Genomic DNA, 24,661 nt, shown 5'->3' with positions numbered 1-24,661 from the left:
TCAATTCATCCCACCACCTATAGAGGTAGGGGACTTCTTGATTGGGGTGTTAAAACGGATTGTGCACTAGCTTGGTTTATCCCGCTAGTCCAATCATTGCTAATAATAAAGTAAAACTAATCACTATTTTTCTCATAATATCACCTTTCCTTACACTATGTATACGGTGATAGTCAGTTTTTTATTGGTAAAAAGACTAGATAACCTATAAATTCTGATGATATCGGCATAATAAGAAAAAAGGAGTCCAATAAATGGACTTCCAATGACGACTAGTTTTTAAATAAATTTTTGAATTTTTCCCAAGGTGTATCTTTTGGTTTTGGGTTTGCTTTTTCAAATTGACGAAGTATCGTTTCTTGTTCTTTGGATAAGTTTGATGGTACCTCAACTTTTACGACAACAAGTTGATCACCTTTACGTCCAGAGTTTACGTTTGCTACACCTTTTTCACGCATACGAAGAACCGTCTCGCTTTGAGTTCCTGCAGGAATCTTTAATGCAACTTCTCCATAGATCGTTGGCACATCAATTGTATCTCCAAGTGCAGCTTGCACAAATGATATTGGTGCTTCTAAGATAATATTATCATTTTCGCGTTTGAAAACTTTATGTGGTTTAACTTGGAATCTTAAGTATAAATCGCCTGATGGGCCGCCATTAACGCCGCCTTCGCCATAACCTGGCATACGTAAAGACATGTTGTTGTCGATACCAGCTGGAATCTTAACTTCAATATCCTTAGTAACTCTTTCACGTCCAGAACCATTACATGTTTTACAACGATTTTTAATGGTTTTTCCGCGCCCACCACATTTTGGACAGGCTTGTTGACTACGAATATTGCCTAAAATGGTACGTTGTTCTACATGAATATAGCCTTGCCCATGACATCTATCGCAAGTGTCTACATCACTAGATGACTGACCGCCATGTCCACCACAGGTGTGACAAGTTTGATCAACATCAATCTTAATGGTCTTCTTTGCGCCTAAAACGGCTTCTTCAAAGGTGATGTTCATTCGTTTTTCTAAGTCATCACCACGTTGTGGGCCTGAAGGGTCTCTACGTTGTTGACCGCCTCCACCGAAAAACGAACTAAAAATATCCGAGAAGCCACCAAAACCTTCGAAACCTCCAAAACCTGAGCCGCCTTGTCCGAATGGACCATTATGTCCGAACTGATCATATTGACGACGCTTTTCAGCATCTCCTAAAGTGTCATAGGCTTCTTGAACTTCTTTAAATTTCGCTTCTGCATTTGACTCTTTAGAGACGTCAGGATGGTATTTTTTTGCTAACGAACGGTATGCTTTCTTGATGTCCTCTTCTGAAGCATCTTTACTGATACCAAGCACGTCATAATAATCTCTTTTTTCTGCCATAATTACTCCTTACCAAAAGGGGCCTTAGCCCCTCTTGTGATTATTTTTCTTCAAATTCTGCGTCTACAGTTTTTGAGTCATTTTTTGGTTCTTCAGTGTGTGCTTCTTTTTCTTTTGATGCTTTTTCATAAGCCTTAACTGCGATGTCTTGAGCATCTTTTTCTAATGCTTCTTTACGTTCCTTGATTAAGTCAAGGTCTGTTCCATTTAATGCTTCTTCGAGGTCTTTTACAAGTCTTTCAACTTTATCTTTTTCATCTTTAGTTACTTGGTCACCTAAGTCATGAACCGCTTTGTTGGTTTGGAAAATTAAGCTTGAAGCCTCGTTTCTTAAATCAGCTTCTTCGCGTTTTTTCTTGTCTGCTTCTGCGTTTTCTTCCGCTTCTTTAACCAAACGGTTGATTTCTTCTTCACTCATTGCAGAACCACCAGAGATGGTAATCTTATGAGATTTGCCTGTTCCTAAGTCTTTTGCACTTACGTTAACGATACCGTTAGCATCGATGTCAAACTTAACTTCAATTTGAGGAACCCCACGTGGTGCTGGTGGAATATCCGTTAATTGGAATCGTCCAAGTGTCTTATTGTCTTGAGCCATTTGACGTTCACCTTGTAATACATGAATGTCTACAGCTGGTTGGTTGTCGCTTGCAGTTGAGAATACTTGTGATTTAGAAGTTGGAATGGTTGTGTTTCTGTCAATTAGTTTAGTGAATACACCACCAAGTGTTTCGATACCAAGTGATAATGGTGTAACGTCAAGTAATAGTACGTCTTTAACATCCCCTGATAATACGCCACCTTGGATTGCAGCACCCATTGCAACTACTTCATCTGGGTTAACACTGCGGTTAGGTTCTTTACCTAATTCGCGTTTAACAGCTTCTTGAACAGCTGGAATACGTGTAGATCCACCAACTAACAATACTTGATGAAGTTTACTTGCATCTACCTTCGCATCTTTAAGTGCACGTCTAACTGGTCCTAATGTTCTTTCAACTAAATCCCTAGTTAGTTCATCAAATTTTGCTCTAGTAAGTGTCATTTCTAAGTGTAAAGGTCCAGCTTGTCCCATTGTGATAAATGGTAATGAAATTTGCGTAGAAGTCACACCAGAAAGTTCTTTTTTAGCTTTTTCAGCTGCATCTTTTAAGCGTTGTTCTGCCATTTTGTCTTTGGATAAGTCAACGCCATTTTCTCTCTTGAATTCTTGAACCAAGTATTCCATAACTTTGTGGTCAAAGTCATCTCCACCTAGTAAGTTGTCTCCTGCTGTCGATAACACTTCAAATGTACCATCCGCTAAGTGAAGAATAGATACGTCAAATGTTCCTCCACCTAAGTCAAATACTAGTACAGTTTGTTCTTTTTCAAGCTTATCGATACCATATGCTAATGCTGCAGCGGTTGGTTCGTTAATGATACGCATAACTTCTAAACCAGCAATTTTACCTGCATCTTTAGTCGCTTGTCTTTGAGCATCATTAAAGTAAGCTGGTACAGTGATAACAGCTTTTTTAACTTGTGCACCAAGGTAGTCTTCTGCAGTTTTCTTTAAGTTTTGTAGAATCATTGCAGAGATTTCTTGAGGGGTATATTGCTTTCCGTTGATGTTAACACGGTAATTGCCTTCACCCATGTGTCTCTTAATTGAAGATACTGTGTTTGGATTAGTTATAACTTGACGTTTTGCTACTTCACCAACTGAGATTTCTTCCCCTTTAAATGCCACTACTGATGGGGTTGTTCTAGAGCCATCCGCATTTGGGATTACTTTAGCTTCTCCACCTTCCATAATGGATACTACTGAGTTTGTTGTTCCTAAATCGATACCGATAATTTTATTAGTTGTTGCCATTTTCATCACTCCATTCGTTAACTTTGACCATGGCAGGTCTGATAATTCGTTCTTTATACATATAACCGGTTTGTGTTACTTGTACACAAATGCCGTTTGGTTTGTCTTTGTCATTTACCTTATCAATTGCATGATGGTAGTTTGGATCAAATGGTTGATTGAGTGCATCAATCACTTTTAAGCCCTCTTCTTCCAGGATTTGGAACAGTTGGTCATTAATCATTTTAAATCCGATGAGGTAATTTCTTAGTAAGTCATTATCCACTTCCATTCCAGTGACTATTTTAAGTTGGTCAATTGGATTGATTAAAGCTTCAATAACCTTTTGTGAAGCATATTTACGTTCGTTAATGCGTTCTTGATGTGTACGTTTCTTGAAGTTCTCTAATTCAGCACGTTCTCTTAAGAAGTTGTCTTTCAGTTCCTCTTTTTCGGCAGTTAACACTTCAATATCTTTCATCAGTTTTTCTATTTGATCTTTCAATTTTACTTTCTCACTTTTCTTTTTTTCTTTTGACTCTTCAATCTCTACATCCTTTTTGATGTCATCCATACTATTACACCTCTTTATTTTTTATATAATTTCGCGATATTCTTCGCTACATACTCCATGAGTGGTATCACTTTTGAGTAATCCATTCTGGTAGGTCCAATAATCGCAATGGTTCCTTGATCCTCATCAGATACATAATACGGCACTGAGATTATCGTGCACGTATCGGTTGGCATAAATGAAGCTTCACGTCCGATTTTGATCGATAGTTTGTTTGTATGTCCAATGAGTTTGACTAATTCTTTACGGTCAAGCATGTACATCAATTCTTTAATTTGATTGACATCTTGAAACTCTGGTTGAAGTAACATTTGTCCCATGCCTGTTAAGTAGACGTTTTGATCAGCCATGTGTTTAAAAGCGTTCACAAAGGTATCGACAAGTCGTTCTTGGTAATCCATGTATTCAATAATGTTCTCTTCCGTGTAAGCGTTCTTTAAGATACGTTTAGCGTCTTTTACCAATTGGTTTTCTAATAAATCATTTAAAGATGCAATGATTCGTTTAAAATCATCTAAAGACAATTGGTCAGGAATTGAGACTGTTTCGCTTTGAACGTGTCCCTTATCCGTTACAATCAGTACAACCGCTTCGGATGTTGTTAACGGGATAAAATCCACTTTTTTGATTCTAGCAAACATATCGTTCGGTCCTAAAACCATGGATGTGTAATTGGTTAATTCTGAAAGTAGGTTAATCGCTTCTTTAACAGCATATTCTCGATTGTTTTCGTACTCTGAAAACAATTGATCAATCATTGGGAATATTTGCTTAATCTCATCATCTCGCGTGACTAGGTTTTCTACATAATATCTATAGCCCATGTTTGAAGGGATTCTTCCACTAGATGTGTGTGTTTTTTCTAAAAAGCCTAATTCTTCAAGTTTGGCCATATCATATCTAAGGGTGGCTGAACTAAAATTCAGATAGGGTTTATCCGTTAGTGCCTTACTCCCTACTGGGACACCATCCGAAACATAAGCTTCAATAATGGCTTTTAAAATGAGTTTTTGTCTATTTGATAACACAACATCACCTCTTATTAGCACTTACTATCTTTTAGTGCCAACTTTATTTTATCTTATGATTTTAGCACTGTCAAGTCAAATGTGCTAAAAAACAAAAAAAGGCTTTCGCCTTTAGTATTATTTGTTATTTTGAAAGTACTTTTTTGACATAATCGTTGTCTTTTTTTTCTTGGTTTAGCGTTGTTGGTTCATCGTGTCCGGGTAGTATTTTGGTTAGACCTGGTAGTTCCATAAATAGTTTTTTAATCGATTTATTTAAAAGCGCCGTGGAACCACCTATCAAATCCGTTCTACCTACAGAGCCTTTAAATAAAGTGTCTCCAGTATAAAGCATATTTCTATGTAAAAAGCATAACCCGCCTTTAGTATGACCTGGCGTATGAATCACCTTAATCGATTCATCTAAGAAAGCAATCGAATCCTTGTCTTCTACGAAATGAATGTCTAAGTTGTTTTTTTCAAATGTTCTTTTTAACTTGATGTCTTTTGAGCCATTTTGGTCATCATTAAACATTAAATCATAATCTTGTTTATGCATATAGATAGGGACTTTAAACTCATGAATGAGTGCTGTATGATCAATATGACCATGTGTTAATAAAATGGCTTTTAATTGATACCCATTCAAGGCTTGTTGAATTAAAGACAAGCTATGGCTTGGGTCAATTAGAATGGCCTGGTCGAATTTTTTAATGATGTATACATGGGATAAATCACCATTGCCTTTTAATATCATATTTACCTCTAAGTAGAAAAAAAACTATTCTTAGAATAGCTTATTTCTTTTCTCTGTGTACAGTATAAGTACGTGATTTTGGGCAGTACTTTTTCATTTCAAGACGAGTCGGTGTGGTTTTCTTATTTTTAGTTGTATAGTAGTTTTCTTCGCCACATTCTGTACAAACTAACTTGACTAGTTCACGCATGTATAAATCCCTCCAGACATTTCATTTAAAAGTATATCAAACTACGATATAAATATCAAGCATTTTTGATTTATATGATTTTGATTCCGAACTTTAATGCCTTTATAGCCTAACTAAGCCATTACTATAAGTGCTTTACAAAATCTATTTTAACCTCTTTTTTGAGGATATCTTTGTTTGAATAGAACGAACCATCAAACCCATTAAACTCATAACCATTCTTTCTTAAAAAGCATATAGCAGGATAATTTGTCGATGAAACTTCAACAAAAATGGCTCTAGCACCTTTCTTTTTGGCCACAACTTCGATGTGACCTAGTAGTTCAGTGGCATATTTCTTTCTTCTTACTTTGGCATCGACCCATAAGTTTGGAATAACATAGCGGTTATTGATTGTATCCATAGAACCTTCAATGACTGCCATTAAGTTTTTCTTTTCTAACATACCAAATACATCTGAAACGATTAAGTGACTTGCGAAAAGAATAGATTTAAACTTTTTTTCTTGAGCAAATAAGTACTTCTTTTTGTCGATGGACATGCTAATATTCTTTTTGCTTTTTACTTTGATATGATAGTAGTATTTCGTTTTATAACGAGATTCTAAAGGGTAATTTTGATACTCTTGTCTACTTAGTTCTTCTATCTTCATACAATCAGCTCCAATATTGATTTAAACATATTATCGTATAAAAATAAAGGGGTTTTCAGTCTTTTGATTTTATCAAGTCTAATCTCTAAAAAAAATAAATCAGTATGATATAATAAAAATTGGTGATATTATGCAAAGACTAGAGACAAGACCAATCAAAATTGGCAAATTAATAATGGGTGGCAACAATCATGTTTACATCCAAAGTATGACAACGACCTATACTAAGGATGTTGATGCAACCGTAGATCAAATATTAAGACTAGAAAAAGCCGGTTGCGAAATCGTTAGAGTGGCCGTATTAGACAAAGTGGACGCTAAGGCCCTAGGGGAAATTAAGAAACGAATTCATATTCCTTTGGTCGCAGACATTCATTTTGACTATAAACTGGCTTTAGAAGCTATTGAACAGGGTGTTGATAAAATCCGCCTAAATCCAGGAAACATCAAGGACCGCTCAAAAGTTGAGCTGGTTGTTGAAGCATGTAAAGCAAAAAAAGTTCCTATTCGCATTGGTGTTAATAGTGGCTCATTACCTGATAACTTAGAACCAACTGCAGAAAACATGATTAAAGTAGCTAAAGGGCATGTTGAAATCCTTGAATCTATGGACTTTTTTGACATTGCATTATCCTTAAAAGCAACTGATATGAACTTAATGATCGATACGTACCGCTTAGCTGCAAAAACTTTCCCATACCCACTTCACTTAGGGGTCACTGAAGCTGGTACTGCTTTTAGTGGCGCAATTAAAAGCGCAATGGGCATCGGTATCCTTTTACACGAAGGTATCGGTAACACCATTAGAGTATCTTTAACAGATAATCCTGAAATTGAAATTCGTGCAGCAAAAGAAATCTTAAAAAATCTAAACTTAAGAAATGATATACCCAACCTAATTAGCTGCCCTACTTGTGGGAGAATTCAATACGATATGATCGACATCGCAAAACGCATAGAAACCTACTTACAAGGCGTTAACAAGAAAATCAATGTTGCAATCATGGGGTGTAAAGTAAACGGCCCAGGCGAAGCAAAACACGCAGATATAGGGGTTGCAGGTGGCAAGGGTGAAGCAGTTATCTTTAAACACGGTCAAATCTTAAAGAAAATCAAAGAAGACGAAGTCTACGATGAACTTGTCAAAATGATTGATGAATACGAAGTATAACCATTTATTGTGAGTCCGAAAGGATTCACTTTTTTGTATAACAAAAAAGCATTCGCGGTTGCGAATGCTTTAATTTATTAACGTTGTCCTTTATCGTAAGGCACTCCTGAAGCTTTAGGTGCTCTCGATCGCTTAGACGAGAATATTAAAACGATTAGTGTGGCCAAATAAGGTAAAATTTTATAATACGTTTGATTAATGCCCAAGTTATTTAGGAATGGAATAAGTGGAATGGAATATGCAAATGTTCTTAAGAATGCGAAGAACAATGCTGCAAATAAAATTCTAAGTGGTTTCCATTGTCCAAAGATCATAACCGCTAAAGCTAAAAACCCGAACCCTGCAACCCCTGTATGTCCACTGATGTTGCTATCAATGACCCCAACAGAGTAGAAATACCCACCAATACCACCTAATAAACCTGATAAACCAACACCATAATATCTCATTCTAGATACACTGATACCGACGGATTCAACTGCATGCGGATGTTCACCAGTTGCACGTAATCTCAAACCAAATTTGGTCTTATAAAGAATGATTGTTGCAGCAACCAGTATCAATATGCCTATATATACTGTTAAATAAGTGTTTTGGAAGAACAAGTCTCCAATAACAGGAATGTCTCCTAATAGAGGCACTTTTCGAATATATAAAGCGATGTCGGTTGTTACACCATCTGAGTTAAACTTCATTTTTGAGAAAAGCAATATGATTGCAGGAATCAACATATTCATCGATGTCCCTGTAATCGTTTGGTTCGCTTTCATGTTCACTGCAGCGTATGATAACAACATTGAATATATAATACCGCCAAGCCCCGCAATAATCATTGCGACTAGTAATAATAATTGTGGATTAATCCCAGAAGTTTGAAGACTTCTAATTAATAGTGCACCAATGAATGCGCCAACCAACATAATCCCCTCAAGGGCAATGTTAATGACACCACTGCGTTCGCTAAACATACCACCTAAAGCAACAAGTAAAAGTGGAATAGCTACTGGCAACATGTTTTGAACGATGTAATATAGTGTATCCATAATTACTCAGCCTCCTTTGTATTAACAGGCGCTTTTTCAACAACTTCTTCTTTCTTTGCCGACAATTTTTTAACAATGAATTGACTTAATAATAGGGCAAATGCTGAGAAGTAAATAATCACTGAGATTACCACATCAATGATTTCAACTTTAAAGCCAACTAAGTTCGCTAAAGTACCCCCTCTTTGAAGGTGTGAAACAAAGATGGATGAGAATATAATGCCTATTGGATGTGAATTACCCAGTAAGGCAACGGCAATACCATTAAATCCGTTTGCAGCAATAACGTTGATTGGTTCATAAGTCATTGAACTACCAGCAATTGCACTTGGTGAAAGTATGAATAATGCACCACCAAGTCCGGCTAGTCCGCCAGCAATCATCATTGTTAATACTGTGTTTCTCTTATAGTTAATCCCTGCATATTGGCTAGCATTCTTGTTATAACCAGTCGCCTTAAGTTCATAACCAAAAGTCGTGTATTGCATAATAATGTATAAGGTAATTGCTACCAATAATGCGATTATTAACCCAATATTTAAGTTTGAGTTAGCAAATCCAAGTGTTTGAAGTTTGACAGAATCTGGTAAATAACGCGTTCTTGTCATGATTGGATTGTACATTTTTGAGTTGCCTTGTACCCACATATCCACTAAATACATACCAATATAGTTAAGCATAATGGATGAAATAACTTCATTAACGTTAAGGAATGCTTTAAGAATCCCTGGGATAGCTCCCATTAGAGCCCCACCTAAGATACCAGCAAGTAGAGCGACTATCCAGTGAATGCTTGGTGGTAGATCTATCATGAAACCAACATAAATGGCGAAGAATAACCCCATTGTATATTGTCCAGAAGCACCAATATTAAATAACCCCATCTTAAAGGCAAATCCAACCGCTAACCCGGTCATTAGAATAGGTGTAGCGAAGTATAGTACGTCTGAAAATCTAGTAAATCCACCAAATATCATTTCTGTGAATCCATAGAAAGCATCTGCTGGATTAGCAAATAGCATTACCACTAAACCAAAGAGTAATCCAACTAATATAGCCAACAATGCGCCACCAAAACCAGAGCCCATCACAGATATCAACCATTTTTTCGGTTCGAATTTGATTTTCTTAATGTCCATGAGATACACCTACATTTCTTTTGGCACCTGACATGTATAATCCTAACTCTTCAAATGTAGTTTGCTTAGGATTTAACTCACCAACGATCTCTCCTTCATACATAACAAGGATACGATCGCTTAAGTTCATGACTTCTTCAAGTTCTAAGGAAACCAATAATACAGCCTTACCTTCGTCTCTTGCATTTACGATTTGCTTATGGATGAATTCGATTGCACCAACATCCAATCCACGAGTAGGTTGGACAGCGATTAATAATTCACAATCTTTTTCAACTTCTCTAGCAATAATCGCTTTTTGTTGATTACCACCAGACATTTGACGGGTAATGGTGTCAGCTCCTAAGCTACTTCTTACGTCATATTGCTTAATTAATCTTTCAGCATATTCTCTGATTGGTTTTCTTCTCATAAAACCTTTATTTTGAAACTCTTTTTGCCAATATGTCTGTAAGATTAAGTTTTTCTCTAAAGTGTAATCTAGTACTAATCCGTGTTTGTGTCTATCCTCCGGAATGTGACTCATACCAGATTTTGAACGATTACGGATGGATTGTTTGGTTATGTCTTTGTTAGAAAGCATAATAGAACCACTAAGTGTTTTTTCTAAGCCTGTTAAAGCATAAACTAATTCAGTTTGGCCATTGCCTTCAATACCAGCAATACACACAATTTCGCCAGCTTTTACATCGAAAGAAACATTAGATACACTGTGTTTTGTACTGTGCTTAGATGCTACTGAAATGTTATTCACATCTAAAATCACTTCTTTTGGTGCTGCAGGTTTTTTAGATACACTCAAATTGACGTCTCTACCGACCATCATTTTGGAAAGTTCTAGTTTATTTGTTTTGGAAATTTCTACTGTACCTTTGTATTTACCTTTTTGTAAAACTGTACAACGGTCAGCTACTTCCATGATTTCGTTTAATTTATGAGTAATAAATAGAATTGACTTTCCCTCTTTTGCAAATTGCTTCATGATTTTCATCAAGTCTTCAATTTCTTGAGGCGTAAGTACCGCAGTTGGTTCGTCAAAAATCAAGATTTCATTATCACGGTATAGCATTTTTAGGATTTCAACTTTTTGTTGCATACCTACTGTGATGTCTTCGATTTTTGCATCCGGATCAACGAGTAATCCATATTTTTGACTTAAGTCTACGATTTTCTTTCGAGCTTCTTTCATATCAAGAAAACCTTTAGTTGTAGGTTCAACCCCTAATACAATGTTTTCAAGTACACTAAACACTTCTACAAGTTTGAAGTGTTGATGAACCATCCCAATACCATAGTTATTGGCGTCTGTTGGGTTTTTAATGGAGATTAATTCACCATTTTTTTTAATCTCGCCTTTTTCAGGATGATAAAGACCAAATAAAACACTCATCAAAGTAGATTTACCGGCGCCATTTTCCCCTAATAATGCATGAATCTCACCTTTTTTTAATTGGAGTGTTACATCATCATTCGCAATGATTCCAGGAAACTCCTTGGTGATATTAAGCATTTCAATAATATAGTTATTCATCTTTATTCACCGCCTATTTGTATATATTATACAACATAAAATTAAAAATTAAGAGAGATTGATTATCATCTCTCTTAAAATTGATTTAGTTTATTTTTACTTTAATTACTGAACAATAACAGTAACGTTATTTAGATTAAGTCCTTCTTCTAATTCGTCAGCTGTAGCATAACCAGTTTCAGCAGCAACTTCAATTGTACGAATTGGAGTGATTGTGCCAGCAACTAATTTAGCAAATACAACGTCGTATTGTGCTTTGTTGAAAGATGTGAATCTGTCAAATGCATTACCATTTGCATCACCAATAACGATAGTAGGTAGACCTACACCACCGTTAGCGGCATTGAAATAAGTAGTTTTGCCAGAATATGTTGCCCATGTGTCATTATAGATTGCTTCTAATACTTGAACAACTGAAGATGCTAAGCCTTTAGTAGCTGATGTGATAACAGTTGCGCTGTCATATCTTTGGTCAACGTCAACACCGATAACTTTCTTGTTAGTTTCAGCTGCTGCAGCCATTACTGACTTACCAACTGATCCACCACACGCGAAAATTACTTCAGTCATACCTTGATACATAGCTTTAGCAGTTGCTTTGTTAGTGTCGGTTTCATCAAAGTTACCAGTGTAATGGTATTTAACTTCAACTGTAGCACTAAGTTCTTTAGCTGCATCTTCTGCACCTTGTAAGAAACCATATCCGAAAGCTTGAACCGCTGGAACTGCCATACCACCCATGAAACCTAATTTTGTCATGCCGTCTTTAACTGCAGCATAACCAGCTAGGTAACCTGATTGTTCTTCCGCATACATTACGCTTGCAACGTTTGCATCAGTACGGAATGTTTTATAGTCCGCTGTATGAGGAGCGCCATCTAGAAGAATAAATTTAACATCTGGATATTTAGTTTGAGCTTCAAAAATTGGAACTTCAAATAAGAACCCTGGAGTAACGATTACTTTAGCTCCACCTTTAACTGCTAGGTCGATTGATGCTAAATAACCAGCATCTGAAGCTTCTTCAGGTTTGTAGTATTTATGAGAAATTTTGTTTTCTTCAGCAAATTCTACGACACCTTCCCATGAACCTTGGTTGAATGACTTGTCATCGATATTCCCTTTATCGGTAATCAACGCAATTTCATACGTTTTCTTTTCGCACGCAGCTAGCGATACAGCTAAAACTGCAACGAACAATGCAACAATTACTTTTTTCATTTCTTCCTCCTGTGTGAAATAAATTCAATTTCATGATAACATTGAAAACGTTTTTTTTCAAGCGAAAAAGCATTTTAATTATCGTTAATTATAAGGAGTTTATATAGTAAGTTCGTGCGTTGCTAGATTTCTTGCCCATTTACCATCTTTAATTAGATGTATTCCAAAGAGAGCTTTAAATAGCGATACCCCTTCTACAATCGCATATACTAATAGGATTGGAATATCGGTATAAATGCTCAATATAAGCGCGATAGGTACTGCGATCACCCAAGCGAACAAGGCGTCAAATACGAAAGTAATGATGACCATTCCACCAGCTCTTAAGATAAAGAATATTCCTGCATTAAAAGCAAATACCCACATTAATGCTGCTACTACCCACATAAATTGAGTCGCTTGCCATCTTACTGCTGCGGACACATTATATAATAGTGGCGCAAATGGCGCAATTACGGCCAATATAACCCCAAATGAAAGACAAGTTACTAATGCAAAGAATAATAGTTTATATGCATTATCTTTAGCAAGTTCTATTTGATTTGCACCTAATTCATTACCAACCATAACAGATATACCTGTCGCAAGTGCCCCAAATATAATGAAGAATAGGTTTGCAACCGTATTTGAGATGGTAAAGGCTTCAACTACTGAAGTCCCTCTTTGGGAGTATGCAAATAATATAACTGTTGTTGAACTAGACCATAATAACTCATTGGTTAATAATGGGATAGTCTTTTTTAGTATCGTTTTAAAGCGTTGTTTAGAGATTTTGAATTTCTTGTAAATATCTTGTGTAAACACCATTTTTCTTGAATAGGCAATATAAAGCAGTACCCCTAATTCAAACACTCTTGCAATCACAGTCGCAATTGCTGCGCCCCTTACCTCGAGTTTTGGAAACCCTAAGTAACCAAAAATCAAGACAGCATTGAAGGTCATATTAACGACTACTGCCACAATTCCCGCAAACATTGGAACTTTTGTCTCTTTGATTTCTCTAAATGTGGACGCAAACAACTGAATGACTCCAAATATCGGTAATGAGAATATCAGGATTGAAAGATAATCGACGCCATATTTGATAACGCGCTCATTATACACGCCAGAGGCCCCTGAATCACTTTTTGCAAATGCTCTAATGAGAGGTTCTTTGAACACAATCAATAATGACATTGAAACGATTGTTACAAAAATAGTAAGAATCACTTTGACTCTAAAGGCTTCTTTTAATGAATTCTCGTCTTTTGCGCCAAAGTACTGGGAAACAAATATCCCTGGACCTGCTAATCCACCGATAAAACAGATGTTGACGATAAACATGATTTGGTTTGCTATTGCAACCCCACTAATCGCATCGCCGTTTAGTTGTCCGACCATGATGTTATCCAGTAACCCTACAAATGTCGTAATCCCTTGTTGAATCATGATTGGCAATATGATTGCGATGACTTCTCTATAAAATGATTTTGATCCGATAAATTTTCTCATACTATCCCTTTAACTCTAATTCTAGTGCCCCTAATTCATCATGGAACGCCTTATCATGGGAAACAATAATCGCAACCCCAGGAAACTCCATAATGGCTTTTCTTAAAGCGTCTTTTGCGATTTGATCCAAGTGATTGGTTGGTTCATCCAAGATGATGACATTGGACTTACGTTGACTCATTAAAGCGAGTCTTACCTTGGTTTTTTGACCGCCAGAAAGACTAGATAACTTTCGATCAGCCATTTCTCTGGATATGCCAAATCGTGCTAAAAGAGAATAAACTTTCTTATGGTCCATGTCTTGAAGCACTTCAAAACAAAGTTCTGATGCTGTACGTTCTTGATTGAACGTAAACTCTTGTTCAAAATAGGATATATTGGCAGTATCTATCCATTTAAATGACCCACTTATTGGTTTTATAAGACCAAGTACAGTCTTCACTAATGTTGACTTACCTACCCCATTTTTACCAGTAATAATGACTTTTTCATTTTTACGAATGATATAATCAATAGGCTTAAGCAACGCCTTTGTATACCCTATTTCTAAATCACTAATGGTCAGTACATCTCTACCGGTGTCTTTAGCAAATGGAAAATGAAATTTAAGTTCTTTTTGTTTAACTGGTTTCCCAAGTTTCTCGATTTTCTCTAGTTTGGTTCTCACGCTTTGAGCCTGTTTAGTAGTTGAAGCTCTGACGATGTTTTTGGCAATAAATGTTTCTTGTTTTTGAATGAACTTTTGTTGGGCAACAAAGGCTTTTTCGCTCATTTGAAAACGGATTTCTCTTTCTGAGAGATAGTATTCAAAGTTGCCTTTATATCGCGTTAATCCCTTGTTTTCAACAGCGATTACTGTGTCTGCGATGTCTCTTAAAAATGCTTCATCGTGGCTGACTACTAAAAATGCCTTAGGGTAGTTTTGTAAGAACTTAGTAAGCCAATCGATATGCTTAATATCTAAGAAGTTTGTTGGTTCATCGAGTAGTAAAATATCAGATTCATCTAATAATAACTTACCTAAAATAATTTTTGCTCTCATTCCGCCAGACAATTGTTTGATTGGACTATCAAGAATGGACATTTCAAGTCCTAGACCATGAATGATGTTTCCGAGTTTTGACTTAATCGCATAAAAATCTTTTTCAATTAACATATCGCCAATGGCTGCCGCATTGTTAAGGGCACGTTCCATTTGAATGTCTTCTAGTGTCCCTACACTTTGGTAAAGAGTTTCCATTTCAAGTTCTTTATCAAAAAGAGGTTTAAACACAGTCAGTAAGTAATCTCCGACTGTAATGTTCTTATCAATCTTGGCGTATTGGTCTAAATACCCAACTTTAATGTTCGGTAACCAAGTGATTGATCCTTTATCTGGAGACAAGTTTTTGTTTAACAGGTTCATCAATGTAGTTTTACCTGCACCATTTGGACCAACTAAAACTGCATGATCACCTAAAAAAAGACGCACATTGGCATCTATTAATAAATCGTTATTGTCATAACGAAAACTTAAATTGCTAACTTCTAATAAACTCATACTCTAATTCTATCTCCGATACTGGTTTTTGATCTTCTATATACTGCCATCCTGGCATGTGATGCTCGCCAATGATATCTTTTACGCTTTGTTTATAAAAAGTCCCTGAAGCTTCTGCTAAAACGGTCTTTCTATCTTTATCTAAAATAACCCCTTCACCTTTAAATGTGAGGCCCTTGTTTTTTGTAATCCACCCACAAACAATGATTGGTTCGTCTAGAGGAACAGGTTTACGGTAGGTGACTTCTAGTTTGATCGTCACACCCCAAGTTTCTGGTTCATCGATGTTAATCGCTCTACCAACAGTTTCATCTAATAGAGCGGAAATGATGCCACCATGCATACGGTTAGGGTAGCTTTGATGATGGTTAAACCCCTTAGTTTCAGCAACCACTACTTTGTTTTCAAGCTCATAAAAACTTGCATTTAAGCCCGTCTTATTATGAAGCCCACAAATGAAACAATCATGTGAATTAAATTGCTTTCTTAATACTTTATATTTCATATAACCACCACCTTGAAAAATTATAACACATTTAAAGGCACAATCCAAAAAAATAAAGGAAAAATTCTCCTTTATTTTTGATTGAAGTATGATTCAATTTGATCACTATGGATCACATTCATCCCAAAAACATCCATTTGTGGGGTAACAAACACAATTTCATTTTCATTAATGTATCTGACTATTTTTCCTGGATTTGGGTATATAACTAAGAGTTTCTTACCCTCTAAATCATAAAACCCATTCGTCTCTGCCATTTTTCTATTGGATGTTGTGAATATTTGCCAATGTCTTTTTGAGTTAAATGAAACCTCAACTGCACCTGGTGCATATAATAGCTTAATCTTATACTCTTGACCTTCATAGGTTATTTCAAAATCATGGGTACGGCTCTTAACTTCTTTAATAGACCCTAAAGAATTAAGTTTCCCAACAACCATCTTTTTGTGTTTCGTAGCAATCAAAGTAAATGCAACGATAAAAGCAAAACCTGTTATCGCCAATAAGATTAATACCGTATATAAAAATGTCATTTAATCACCTTTTCTTTTGTAACATCTAATAAAGTATCTTCATCGAATATGCAATGATAATCGTATAGATCTTCCTCAAATAAAACAGACTCAATGAAAAATGGAATATTATGAGCAACACCTAAATTATGACCCATAATCCAGTCTAGCGACTTGTAATCCAAAATACCTTCTCTTGTTTTAACAGGGGTATTAATGAGTGTATCGGTATAACAAATAAATATATGCAAATAATCACTAGAGGTATTCCAGGTGAGCTTGCCTTTGTAGATAACGTTTTTTTCTAAAACATCTAATCCAGTCTCTTCTTTAAGCTCTCTAATTGTGGATTCAACAACCGTCTCATTGGCTTCAATCTTACCACCTAATCCGTTCCAACACCCTTTCCAAGGCGATTTCTCGCGGTTAATGAGTAGGATTTTATTTTCTGTTAAGACAAATATCAGCGTGTATACCATTTTATCACCTAAAAGTATGATAACACATTTTCAATTATATCTAGAAAAAAATCCCCAAGTTTTCACTTAGGGATTTTGATTTAGAATGAGATTCCTGCCTTTAAATCAGTAACAAGTTTCTCACGTTTGATTCGGTTAGCCGGATTATCATCAACGTAATCAGTAGGTGTTAAGAAGAATGTATAAGCTGGGTTAGCAGATAATTCATCTTCGATTATGTAGTAGATAATCGTATAATCCGGATCAAACATAATGTCGATTGTTTCATCACTGAATGTAGAAACCATGTTTGCATTTAATGAAGCGATATCTGCAATGGTTGTTGATGCACCCATAGATGTTAAGGCTTCGGCAAGTCCTACCATTTCAATGTATTTAACTTCGCCATTTCTTGGTGAATTAATGTCGTTTACAATGGCATCTATGTTACCACTGGTTAATCCAGCGGTAATAATTGCAGTTGAAATTTGACGATTAACAATGACTGAGTTGTCTGTTAATAAGTTTGTCAATAACTGACCATTAATAGCGTTAGCGGATAGGCTAGATACAGAATCCAATGTGCCACCTAAATGGCCTAGCGCTAAGGCCACTGCTGATAACTCTGTTGATGTTAAGTCAACACTTGATCCTAATACGTATGCGTCGGTTGGGATTGTTAATCCAGATGCAATAACTGCACTTGAGATTTGTCTATTGACAATCACTGAGTTGGCACTTAGTAGATCAGATAATAAATCACTGTCAATTGTGCTTGCATTCAATGAAGATACAGATGCAATCGAGCCTGTTCCTAAGTAACCTAATGCAGTTGCTAGAGCGCTAAGTTCAGCAGACGTAATGTCTTCTGTTGAACCTATCACATAAGCTTCACTTGGGATTGATAATCCTGAACTAATAACTGCGCTTGAGATTTGTCTATTAACAATCACTGAGTTGGCACTTAGTAAGTTAGTTAATAATGTGGAATCAATAGCATCAGCGTCTAATGTTGAAACAGATGCGATTGAACCAGTTCCTAAATAACCTAATGCAGTTGCTAGAGCGCTAAGTTCAGTAGACTTAATGTCTTCTGTTGAACCTAACACGTAAGCGTCTGTTGGGATCGATAATCCTGAACTAATGACTGCGCTTGAGATTTGTCTATTAACGATTAATGAGTTTTCACTCAATAGGGTAGTTAACAATGTGCTGTTTATAGCATCCGCATCAAGTGTACTGATTGATGCAATCGAACCTGTTCCTAAGTGTCCTAATGCTTGAGTTAATGCTTCTAATTCCTCAGGCGTAATATCTTTAGTAGATCCTTCTACAAAAGCATCATCTGGAATTGATAAGCCAGAATTAATAATTGCTGTAGAGATTTGTCGATTAACGATCAACGAATCGGCTGCCAATAGGTTCGCTAGAAGTGTCGCATTAATGGAGTTTTGATCCAATGAAGATACGCCATTGACTGATCCATCTCCAATGAAACCTAATGCTGTAGCTAAGTTTTGTAATTCGGTTGCGTAAATATCTTCTGACGTTTCTTTTGCTTCATCTGGAATATCTAATCCTGCCGAAGGGTTCAAAATAGCGTTCGAGATTTGTCTGTTAACGATTAATGAGTTTGCACTCAATAGGTCATTAATTAATTGAGCATCAATGGTTGATGAATCTAGGTTAGATACTTCATCTACTGAACCAACATGTTGTAACGCTAATACGATAGCATCGAGTTCTTCAGGCTTGATGTCCTTAGTTGAACCTACGACATATGCGCTAGTTGGAATACTTAATCCGCTATCAATAATAGCTTTAGAGATTTGTCTGTTAACAATCACTGAATCTGCTGCTAATAGACCAGTTAATGTAGCCGCATCAATGGTTGAAGCATTCATTGTCGATACTTCTTCAACGGAACCTAAAGTACCTAATGCGGTAACAATAGCATTCAGCTCTGTTGGAGTGATATCTTTCTGAGTCTCATCCACAAATGCACTTTCTGGAATTTCAAGTCCGCTATCAATAATAGCCTTGGAAATCTGTCTGTTAACAATCACTGAATTTGCAGCTAGTAATGCGGTTAATTTAGCCGCATTAATGCTTGAAGCATCCATGGTTGAAACATCATTAACGGTTCCTACTGCATCAAGTGCAACGGCAACAGCTCTTAATTCAGATTCTTTAATTTCGGTTGTTGATCCTGTTTCAAATGCTGAATCTGGGATTTCAATACCTGTATCAACAATGGCTTTAGAGATTTGTGTTCTTACAATACTTGAACCTGCATCAATTAAATCCACTAATAAATCAGATGTAATTGCATTGGCATCAAGATCGTTCGAACCTAATAGTTTAACAGATCTTAATAACTTGATTAATTCACCATCTTCTGTCTCAGTGCCATTCCAGAATGTTGGATTTGACTTGTTGTCAAGTGTAACAGCGAATCCTGCATTGCTGTTTAAGATAGATGTGAACATCTTATCAAGTGAGTTATGGATAATTCTAGAAGATAATAGCGTATCATTGATGGATTGAACACTTTGTTCATCAGACAATGCTGTTGTTAATGAAGTGTAATCAAATGTCGTTAATGAAACACCTTGATTATCTAAGGTTTGAATAGCTTTAAGTAATGGGATTAAATCGCCATCAGGATAGGTTTCATCTGTGTCTTGGTACCACACATAGTCTGTATCATCAGGTAACTTAGGTTCGATATAACCAGATAATTCACCTGTTAAAATCATTGGTTTAACGGTTTCTACTGCCGTATGTTCGATGACTTTCGAGGCCATTAATACAGTAATATCGGCACCCATTAACGCATCAAAATCAATGTTTGCTGCTGCTAAGTCTCCACCAGGAACGAGTGCTTTGAGCGCTACAAGTAAGTGTTCGAGTTCGCCCTTTGTATCCCCTTCAGAGTGCCATGTAATGGCTTCTGGAATATATATTTGACCGTGTAAATCGTTACCTTCGCTACTCATATCCATAAGAATACTTTCAAATACGTTAGCGATAATATGGGATTTCGCGATTAAACTGATATTGGCTTCAGATAACCCTAATAATGTATTCGCATTGAGGTCGGATGATCCAAATACGCTTACGGCATCGAGTAATCTAGGAAGTTCATTATCCCAGAAAGTTGGGTTAGCCTTATTATCAATCGTAATCGATAATCCAGCTTGAGTAGTTAAAATTGATGTGAATAACTTATCTAAAGAGTTCTTAAGAATTCTTGATGATAATAATGACTCACCCAATGCAGCTTTATTTTCTGGATTTTCAAGTGCAGTTGTAATCACTGAATAGCTGACTTGATCTAAGGCAACGCCTAAGCCACTCAAGTTTTGAACAGCAAGTAATAATGGGATTAAATCGCCATCAGGATACGTTTGGTCTGTATCTTGATACCAGACATAATCTGTATCATCTGGCAACTTAGGTTCGATATAACTTGATAAGTCCCCTGTTGTAATCATTGACTTAATGGTTTCTACCAATGTCATCTCAACAGTCTTAGATCTAAGTATTTTTGGAATATCCACGCCATTTAGCGTGCTTAAATTGATTGTAAAATCATTGATGTTCGTGCCTTCAGGTACAATTTCAATTAATGCGAGTAACATGTATTCTAACTCACCAATTGAGTCGCCTTCTGAATACCACGTCAATTCTTCTGGAACGAACAACATGCCGGATAACTCTCCGCCTTCAGCAACCATATCCAAGAATACGCCTTCAAATGTATTCGAAAGTACCTTAGATAAGGCCAGTGTGTGGATTTGAGCTTCTGTAAGTCCTAATAAAGCATCCGTGTTTGTGCCTGCTTCCATTAGGATGATTGTGCCTTTCAATAATGAATTAAGTTCTGTTTCTGTCCAATCGTTTGGTGTTTCAGGAAGCACAATTTCGATGTCACCTAAATTGGTTTCAGATGTTAATTTATTGAAAATAGCATTTAAGTTATGTTTGATTACGAGTGAGTTAGATAGGTAAAGCGATAATCTGTCCACATCGTTATCGGTTAAGTTAGATAAATTGCCACCCAAGATGTCCGCAGCCAGTATTTCTCTTGCCGCATTCAATAGGGCTGTAAGTTCGTCTTTACCAGATTGTTCAGACCAAATGATGGTTTCTGGAATTTCTAGCGTAACGCCTAGATTAAACTGAGCTAATAGAACTTCAACAACGTCATTCATCTTCGTGCTGATTAAATTCGACCCGCTGATTTTTTCAACGATTGAATCAATATTAGCCGTACTTAGGATTCCTGCGTAATCTGGGTTTTCACCACCAGTTAAATCAAGGATACCAGTAGACATAACAACTTTAGCTAATAAGATCAAGTTGGTCATTTCAGTGGCATTAAGGTTTGTAGTGATGTCGTCTTTGGTTAGTAAATCTTTGTACTCCGTTGGAAGACTTTCTGTTAATAAATCAAACAATACGCCACCCACTGCGTCTTTATTATCGTTAATTAAGTTAAAACTGAATAATGCATCAAATACATCAGAAATAGCTTGATCATTAATGCTCTCTAAGAATTCTTTATCCTTGAATCGGTCAAAATCACTGAATGAGGTAATTCCTAATCCTTGAATTGCCACATACATATCAGCGATTGATTCGAAGTCTTCATTAAGTTTCGTGCCATCAGGAAGTACTAAATCTTCTTTAGTTAAACCTTGTTTAGTTAACATTTCTTCAACGCCATCAAGGCCTAATGCATAGTTTAAGGCAACTGGTAAGCCGTATTGAAGCAATTCTAAATCGCCTAGACTATCAAAAATATCTTTGACTATGTCTCCATCAAATTCAAAATAGTTGATGTCTTTAAGTGGAACGCCTTCTTGGGCTTGAATAAGTGTTAGTGCATTCGCAAACACATCGCCAAGAACGCCAATGTCTGAAGCAATATTAATTGCCTTTAAATCTTCTAGTACAAATATGTCTTCATAGCCTTCAAGCATTTCATCAAAATCACCACTATTGACCAAGTACTCTAGTCCAACTGGGACAATGACATCGATTAAATCTAACTCTGAGATAAGGTTCATAATCTCAGTAACATCATCAGGAGAGAGCTTTTCAATGATGGTATCATCAATTTGTGTTGAACCATCATTGGCTTCAATAATAATCTTAACGGCTTCTAATGCTCTTGCTAACTCAGCTCTGAATTTCAATTCGGTATCGAGGTTATCAGATTTAACTTTGACTGAGAGAATAGAGTCAAAAACGTAAGTATCCAACTCAACATCGTTGATCTTCACAAATCCTGCAATCGATCCAACATAGCTGGTACGATAGTTAGTCAAGAATTCTCTTACTTGATTTAACATCTCTTGTTCGGAGGATTGTTGATCCAATGGTTGTTGCTCAACTAGCATCACTTCGTCATTTCTTATGTATAACTGATATCTTGGGGCGCTTGCCTCCGATTGAGTCATGGCCAAATCAAGTGCACCAGACATTGAAGCAATCGCTGCGATTGGCATGGATATTAAAAGAATTAAAAATGCACCTCTTAATAAGCCAACCCCACTACCAAGCAAACGTGAAGTCATTTTCTTTTTTCTCTTCTTACCAGAGGCATCACGTTTTTTAGGTTTAACGATTAAGTATATTATCCAACCGATGAGTTTAAATACCGTTAGGTTTAAAACAAACACAATTACCATAAATACAATGTTTACAACCATTTGCGTGATTCCATAAACCAAGGCAAGTGCATCGGATCCATCTACTAGCACATCCGCTAATCCTGGTTTTGTATGAATCAAATAAGCAACTACTGTATCTTCTATATTAGTGATTGGTACGCCAATATCAACAAAAGATAATAGTGACCCTACATTTTGTTTCATCAAGATTGAAGACACAGAATTCATCATTAAAAAAGCCAGGACTAATATACCTGCAGTCCATATGAAAAAGAATGTCGACTTGAAGAAACCGTGCCAAAACCCCCTTAAGGCAGCAATTACCAGTATCCCTATCGCTGCATAATTTAAGTATTGTATCATTTCTGAAGCTTGTATTGCCATAGTCCCACCTCTTCATTTGAAATTCAAAATTGTTATACTTTATTCTATCACTCATATGCATAAATATCTATTTATAGAGCTCAGCAATTTCATTTTTTTTATTCTATTATATTTTTCCTATCAAAAATGGCCATTTTTATGAAAAAAATTAGATAAAGGAAGTCAACACTAGTTTAAGTTTTATTTATCCCTATTTATGAACACACTTAAAAACCAGATTTGAAATCTAGTATTCTAAGTAGTATAATGAAATTGAAATTTATTTGTGGAAGTTCTTTCCACTCTTGTACATGCCAAAGATTATTCTGAGTAATTTATTGGCACAGGCAATTAAGGCAGCTTTATAAACGAGAGGGTTCGTTTGTTGCCTTTTTTTGTTGTAAAAATTTAAAATTATGTTTGTTTTTCCAATTCTCACATTACTCGACATAGCCAAGAATAATAACGTCCTTAGGTGTTTATTACCTTTCTTCGTAATGTGTAGATGTTCACCTGTCATTTGACCAGATTGATACACTCTAGGATCGATACCAGCATAGGCGACTAATTGTTCACTACGTTCAAACCGGTCTAAATTTCCTAATTCTCCTATCAGTCTGATTGCGAGATTGTCTCCGATGCCTGGAATACTCATCAATTGATGATAAAGCGGTACTTCACTCACTAATTCTCTCATTTCATCCAAACATAACTCGATTTCAACTTCTTGATCACTGATCTTATTAACCATAGTCTTTAGAATGGTTACTTCAAAGGAACTACTACGACAACCTGAAGACACATTGTCAATATAACCTTTGAGTTTCTTAGCTTCATCCATTGCTTTTGGTTCTCTATGTTTGGTATCTTTCATGATATACTTCACAATTGTTTCGAAGCGCTTATTCTTTAGTTCGTAAGGATGAGCATATCGCTTTAAGATTGACATGGGAATGTCCAAATAAGGATTTGGATAAACTACATCGAACCTTGGATACACGATGTCTAAAGCATTTCTAAAATGGACCTTCATTTCTCTTAACTGCTGAATAAGAAAAGTGTAATGTCCATTCATACTATGAAGTTTCTCATAGAGTTCATCTTTTTGATCGTGCAATCTAAAGTCTTTCATGAAGTATGCCTTAGCGATACTCTTACAGTCCCTAGCGTCTGTCTTAGTCGATCTTAAGTCTGTTTTTCTTATCTTTGAAGCCTCTAAAGGATTTAGAATAATACACTTTTCATCATGATTCATAAGAAATGTTTCTAACGCTTTATGATAGATCCCAGTTGATTCAAATACGTAGACGACATCGCTATACGTTTCCTTCAATGTTTGACCTAATTCATACACAGACTTAAACCCCTCTAATTCGTTTTGAATAGGTGTCGCTTTGTTAGCTGGTTTATCTATTTCAATAAACCCTTGATAATAACTCTTTCCCTTGGATACGTCCACTGCTACACATGGACTCTTCACAGTACTTACCACCTTTCTTTGTTAGATGATACGGTTCGTTTCAGTTTAAATACACTTACTTTTTTTCGTTGTTCATACGTGTTCATTGACACCATTAGATCTAAACTAGTTTCGTGTATAAACT

General features: G+C 36.2%; 19 protein-coding genes. 1 reads left to right on the top strand and 18 read right to left on the bottom strand.

Going from position 1 to position 24,661, the window contains the following annotated elements:
• Positions 1-272: 272 nt before the first annotated feature.
• The 7 genes from dnaJ to JN09_RS05265 form a co-directional block, all read right to left on the bottom strand.
• On the bottom strand, positions 273-1,385 hold the full coding sequence (gene dnaJ / locus JN09_RS05295) for a molecular chaperone DnaJ (protein WP_204433510.1): 1,113 nt from the start codon (positions 1,383-1,385) through the stop codon (positions 273-275).
• Between the two features lie 40 nt (positions 1,386-1,425).
• Positions 1,426-3,243, bottom strand: coding sequence for a molecular chaperone DnaK (gene dnaK, locus JN09_RS05290; protein ID WP_204433509.1), 1,818 nt, complete (start codon positions 3,241-3,243; stop codon positions 1,426-1,428).
• The gene (locus JN09_RS05285; RefSeq protein ID WP_204433506.1) at positions 3,230-3,796 is read right to left on the bottom strand and encodes a nucleotide exchange factor GrpE; all 567 of its coding nucleotides are present in this window, start codon (positions 3,794-3,796) and stop codon (positions 3,230-3,232) included. Before JN09_RS05285 ends, dnaK begins: the two co-directional genes overlap by 14 nt.
• Before the next feature lie 14 nt (positions 3,797-3,810).
• Positions 3,811-4,824 (bottom strand): heat-inducible transcriptional repressor HrcA, encoded by a 1,014-nt coding sequence (gene hrcA, locus JN09_RS05280; protein ID WP_204433504.1) that lies wholly within the window; start codon positions 4,822-4,824, stop codon positions 3,811-3,813.
• 124 nt (positions 4,825-4,948) lie between these two features.
• On the bottom strand, positions 4,949-5,560 hold the full coding sequence (locus tag JN09_RS05275) for an MBL fold metallo-hydrolase (protein WP_204433496.1): 612 nt from the start codon (positions 5,558-5,560) through the stop codon (positions 4,949-4,951).
• Between the two features lie 40 nt (positions 5,561-5,600).
• A complete protein-coding gene (gene rpmG, locus JN09_RS05270) occupies positions 5,601-5,750 on the bottom strand; it encodes a 50S ribosomal protein L33 (RefSeq protein WP_204433494.1) in 150 nt (49 codons plus the stop codon).
• Positions 5,751-5,874: 124 nt separating this feature from the next.
• The gene (locus tag JN09_RS05265; RefSeq protein ID WP_204433492.1) at positions 5,875-6,402 is read right to left on the bottom strand and encodes a GNAT family N-acetyltransferase; all 528 of its coding nucleotides are present in this window, start codon (positions 6,400-6,402) and stop codon (positions 5,875-5,877) included.
• A 130-nt stretch (positions 6,403-6,532) separates the two neighbouring features.
• Here JN09_RS05265 and ispG point away from each other — a divergent pair, with 130 nt between their 5' ends.
• Positions 6,533-7,573, top strand: a complete 1,041-nt coding sequence (ispG, locus tag JN09_RS05260; protein ID WP_235985201.1) for a flavodoxin-dependent (E)-4-hydroxy-3-methylbut-2-enyl-diphosphate synthase — start codon at positions 6,533-6,535, stop codon at positions 7,571-7,573.
• 77 nt (positions 7,574-7,650) lie between these two features.
• On the opposite strand, the gene JN09_RS05255 is transcribed toward ispG, so the two are convergent.
• From JN09_RS05255 to JN09_RS05205, 11 genes are all read right to left on the bottom strand, one after another.
• Positions 7,651-8,616, bottom strand: a complete 966-nt coding sequence (locus JN09_RS05255; RefSeq protein WP_235985200.1) for an ABC transporter permease — start codon at positions 8,614-8,616, stop codon at positions 7,651-7,653.
• A 2-nt stretch (positions 8,617-8,618) separates the two neighbouring features.
• Entirely contained in the window at positions 8,619-9,755 is a 1,137-nt protein-coding gene (locus JN09_RS05250) for an ABC transporter permease (RefSeq protein ID WP_204433490.1), read from the bottom strand.
• A complete protein-coding gene (locus tag JN09_RS05245) occupies positions 9,745-11,286 on the bottom strand; it encodes an ABC transporter ATP-binding protein (protein WP_204433488.1) in 1,542 nt (513 codons plus the stop codon). The genes JN09_RS05250 and JN09_RS05245 overlap by 11 nt, the downstream gene beginning before the upstream one ends.
• A gap of 105 nt (positions 11,287-11,391) precedes the next feature.
• On the bottom strand, positions 11,392-12,507 hold the full coding sequence (locus JN09_RS05240) for a BMP family lipoprotein (RefSeq protein WP_204433486.1): 1,116 nt from the start codon (positions 12,505-12,507) through the stop codon (positions 11,392-11,394).
• A 99-nt stretch (positions 12,508-12,606) separates the two neighbouring features.
• Positions 12,607-13,998, bottom strand: coding sequence for an MATE family efflux transporter (locus tag JN09_RS05235; protein WP_204433484.1), 1,392 nt, complete (start codon positions 13,996-13,998; stop codon positions 12,607-12,609).
• Between the two features lies 1 nt (position 13,999).
• Positions 14,000-15,538: an ABC-F family ATP-binding cassette domain-containing protein gene (locus tag JN09_RS05230; RefSeq protein ID WP_204433482.1), complete on the bottom strand. Its 1,539-nt coding sequence runs from the start codon at positions 15,536-15,538 to the stop codon at positions 14,000-14,002.
• Positions 15,519-16,043, bottom strand: a complete 525-nt coding sequence (locus tag JN09_RS05225; protein ID WP_204433481.1) for a PaaI family thioesterase — start codon at positions 16,041-16,043, stop codon at positions 15,519-15,521. The genes JN09_RS05230 and JN09_RS05225 overlap by 20 nt, the downstream gene beginning before the upstream one ends.
• 71 nt (positions 16,044-16,114) lie before the next feature.
• Entirely contained in the window at positions 16,115-16,576 is a 462-nt protein-coding gene (locus JN09_RS05220; RefSeq protein ID WP_204433480.1) for a hypothetical protein, read from the bottom strand.
• Entirely contained in the window at positions 16,573-17,034 is a 462-nt protein-coding gene (locus tag JN09_RS05215; RefSeq protein ID WP_204433479.1) for an NUDIX hydrolase, read from the bottom strand. The genes JN09_RS05220 and JN09_RS05215 overlap by 4 nt, the downstream gene beginning before the upstream one ends.
• Before the next feature lie 80 nt (positions 17,035-17,114).
• Positions 17,115-23,078: a CvpA family protein gene (locus JN09_RS05210; RefSeq protein ID WP_204433478.1), complete on the bottom strand. Its 5,964-nt coding sequence runs from the start codon at positions 23,076-23,078 to the stop codon at positions 17,115-17,117.
• A gap of 259 nt (positions 23,079-23,337) precedes the next feature.
• The gene (locus JN09_RS05205; protein WP_204433477.1) at positions 23,338-24,537 is read right to left on the bottom strand and encodes an IS110 family RNA-guided transposase; all 1,200 of its coding nucleotides are present in this window, start codon (positions 24,535-24,537) and stop codon (positions 23,338-23,340) included.
• Positions 24,538-24,661 lie beyond the last annotated feature (124 nt).

The sequence above is a fragment of the Paracholeplasma morum genome (genome assembly GCF_016907055.1).
Classification (GTDB): domain Bacteria; phylum Bacillota_I; class Bacilli_A; order Acholeplasmatales; family UBA5453; genus Paracholeplasma; species Paracholeplasma morum.
The sequence above is the reverse complement of the archived record's forward strand: the minus strand, read 5'-3'. Positions and strand labels throughout refer to the sequence as shown.

Bases quoted from the DNA above. Each gene is read 5' to 3' on its own strand.
- dnaJ (WP_204433510.1), bottom strand. From the start codon at position 1,385: ATGGCAGAAAAAAGAGATTATTATGACGTGCTTGGTATCAGTAAAGAT.
- dnaK (WP_204433509.1), bottom strand. From the start codon at position 3,243: ATGGCAACAACTAATAAAATTATCGGTATCGATTTAGGAACAACAAAC.
- JN09_RS05285 (WP_204433506.1), bottom strand. From the start codon at position 3,796: ATGGATGACATCAAAAAGGATGTAGAGATTGAAGAGTCAAAAGAAAAA.
- JN09_RS05275 (WP_204433496.1), bottom strand. From the start codon at position 5,560: ATGATATTAAAAGGCAATGGTGATTTATCCCATGTATACATCATTAAA.
- rpmG (WP_204433494.1), bottom strand. From the start codon at position 5,750: ATGCGTGAACTAGTCAAGTTAGTTTGTACAGAATGTGGCGAAGAAAAC.
- JN09_RS05265 (WP_204433492.1), bottom strand. From the start codon at position 6,402: ATGAAGATAGAAGAACTAAGTAGACAAGAGTATCAAAATTACCCTTTA.
- ispG (WP_235985201.1), top strand. From the start codon at position 6,533: ATGCAAAGACTAGAGACAAGACCAATCAAAATTGGCAAATTAATAATG.
- JN09_RS05255 (WP_235985200.1), bottom strand. From the start codon at position 8,616: ATGGATACACTATATTACATCGTTCAAAACATGTTGCCAGTAGCTATT.
- JN09_RS05250 (WP_204433490.1), bottom strand. From the start codon at position 9,755: ATGGACATTAAGAAAATCAAATTCGAACCGAAAAAATGGTTGATATCT.
- JN09_RS05245 (WP_204433488.1), bottom strand. From the start codon at position 11,286: ATGAATAACTATATTATTGAAATGCTTAATATCACCAAGGAGTTTCCT.
- JN09_RS05240 (WP_204433486.1), bottom strand. From the start codon at position 12,507: ATGAAAAAAGTAATTGTTGCATTGTTCGTTGCAGTTTTAGCTGTATCG.
- JN09_RS05235 (WP_204433484.1), bottom strand. From the start codon at position 13,998: ATGAGAAAATTTATCGGATCAAAATCATTTTATAGAGAAGTCATCGCA.
- JN09_RS05230 (WP_204433482.1), bottom strand. From the start codon at position 15,538: ATGAGTTTATTAGAAGTTAGCAATTTAAGTTTTCGTTATGACAATAAC.
- JN09_RS05225 (WP_204433481.1), bottom strand. From the start codon at position 16,043: ATGAAATATAAAGTATTAAGAAAGCAATTTAATTCACATGATTGTTTC.
- JN09_RS05220 (WP_204433480.1), bottom strand. From the start codon at position 16,576: ATGACATTTTTATATACGGTATTAATCTTATTGGCGATAACAGGTTTT.
- JN09_RS05215 (WP_204433479.1), bottom strand. From the start codon at position 17,034: ATGGTATACACGCTGATATTTGTCTTAACAGAAAATAAAATCCTACTC.
- JN09_RS05210 (WP_204433478.1), bottom strand. From the start codon at position 23,078: ATGGCAATACAAGCTTCAGAAATGATACAATACTTAAATTATGCAGCG.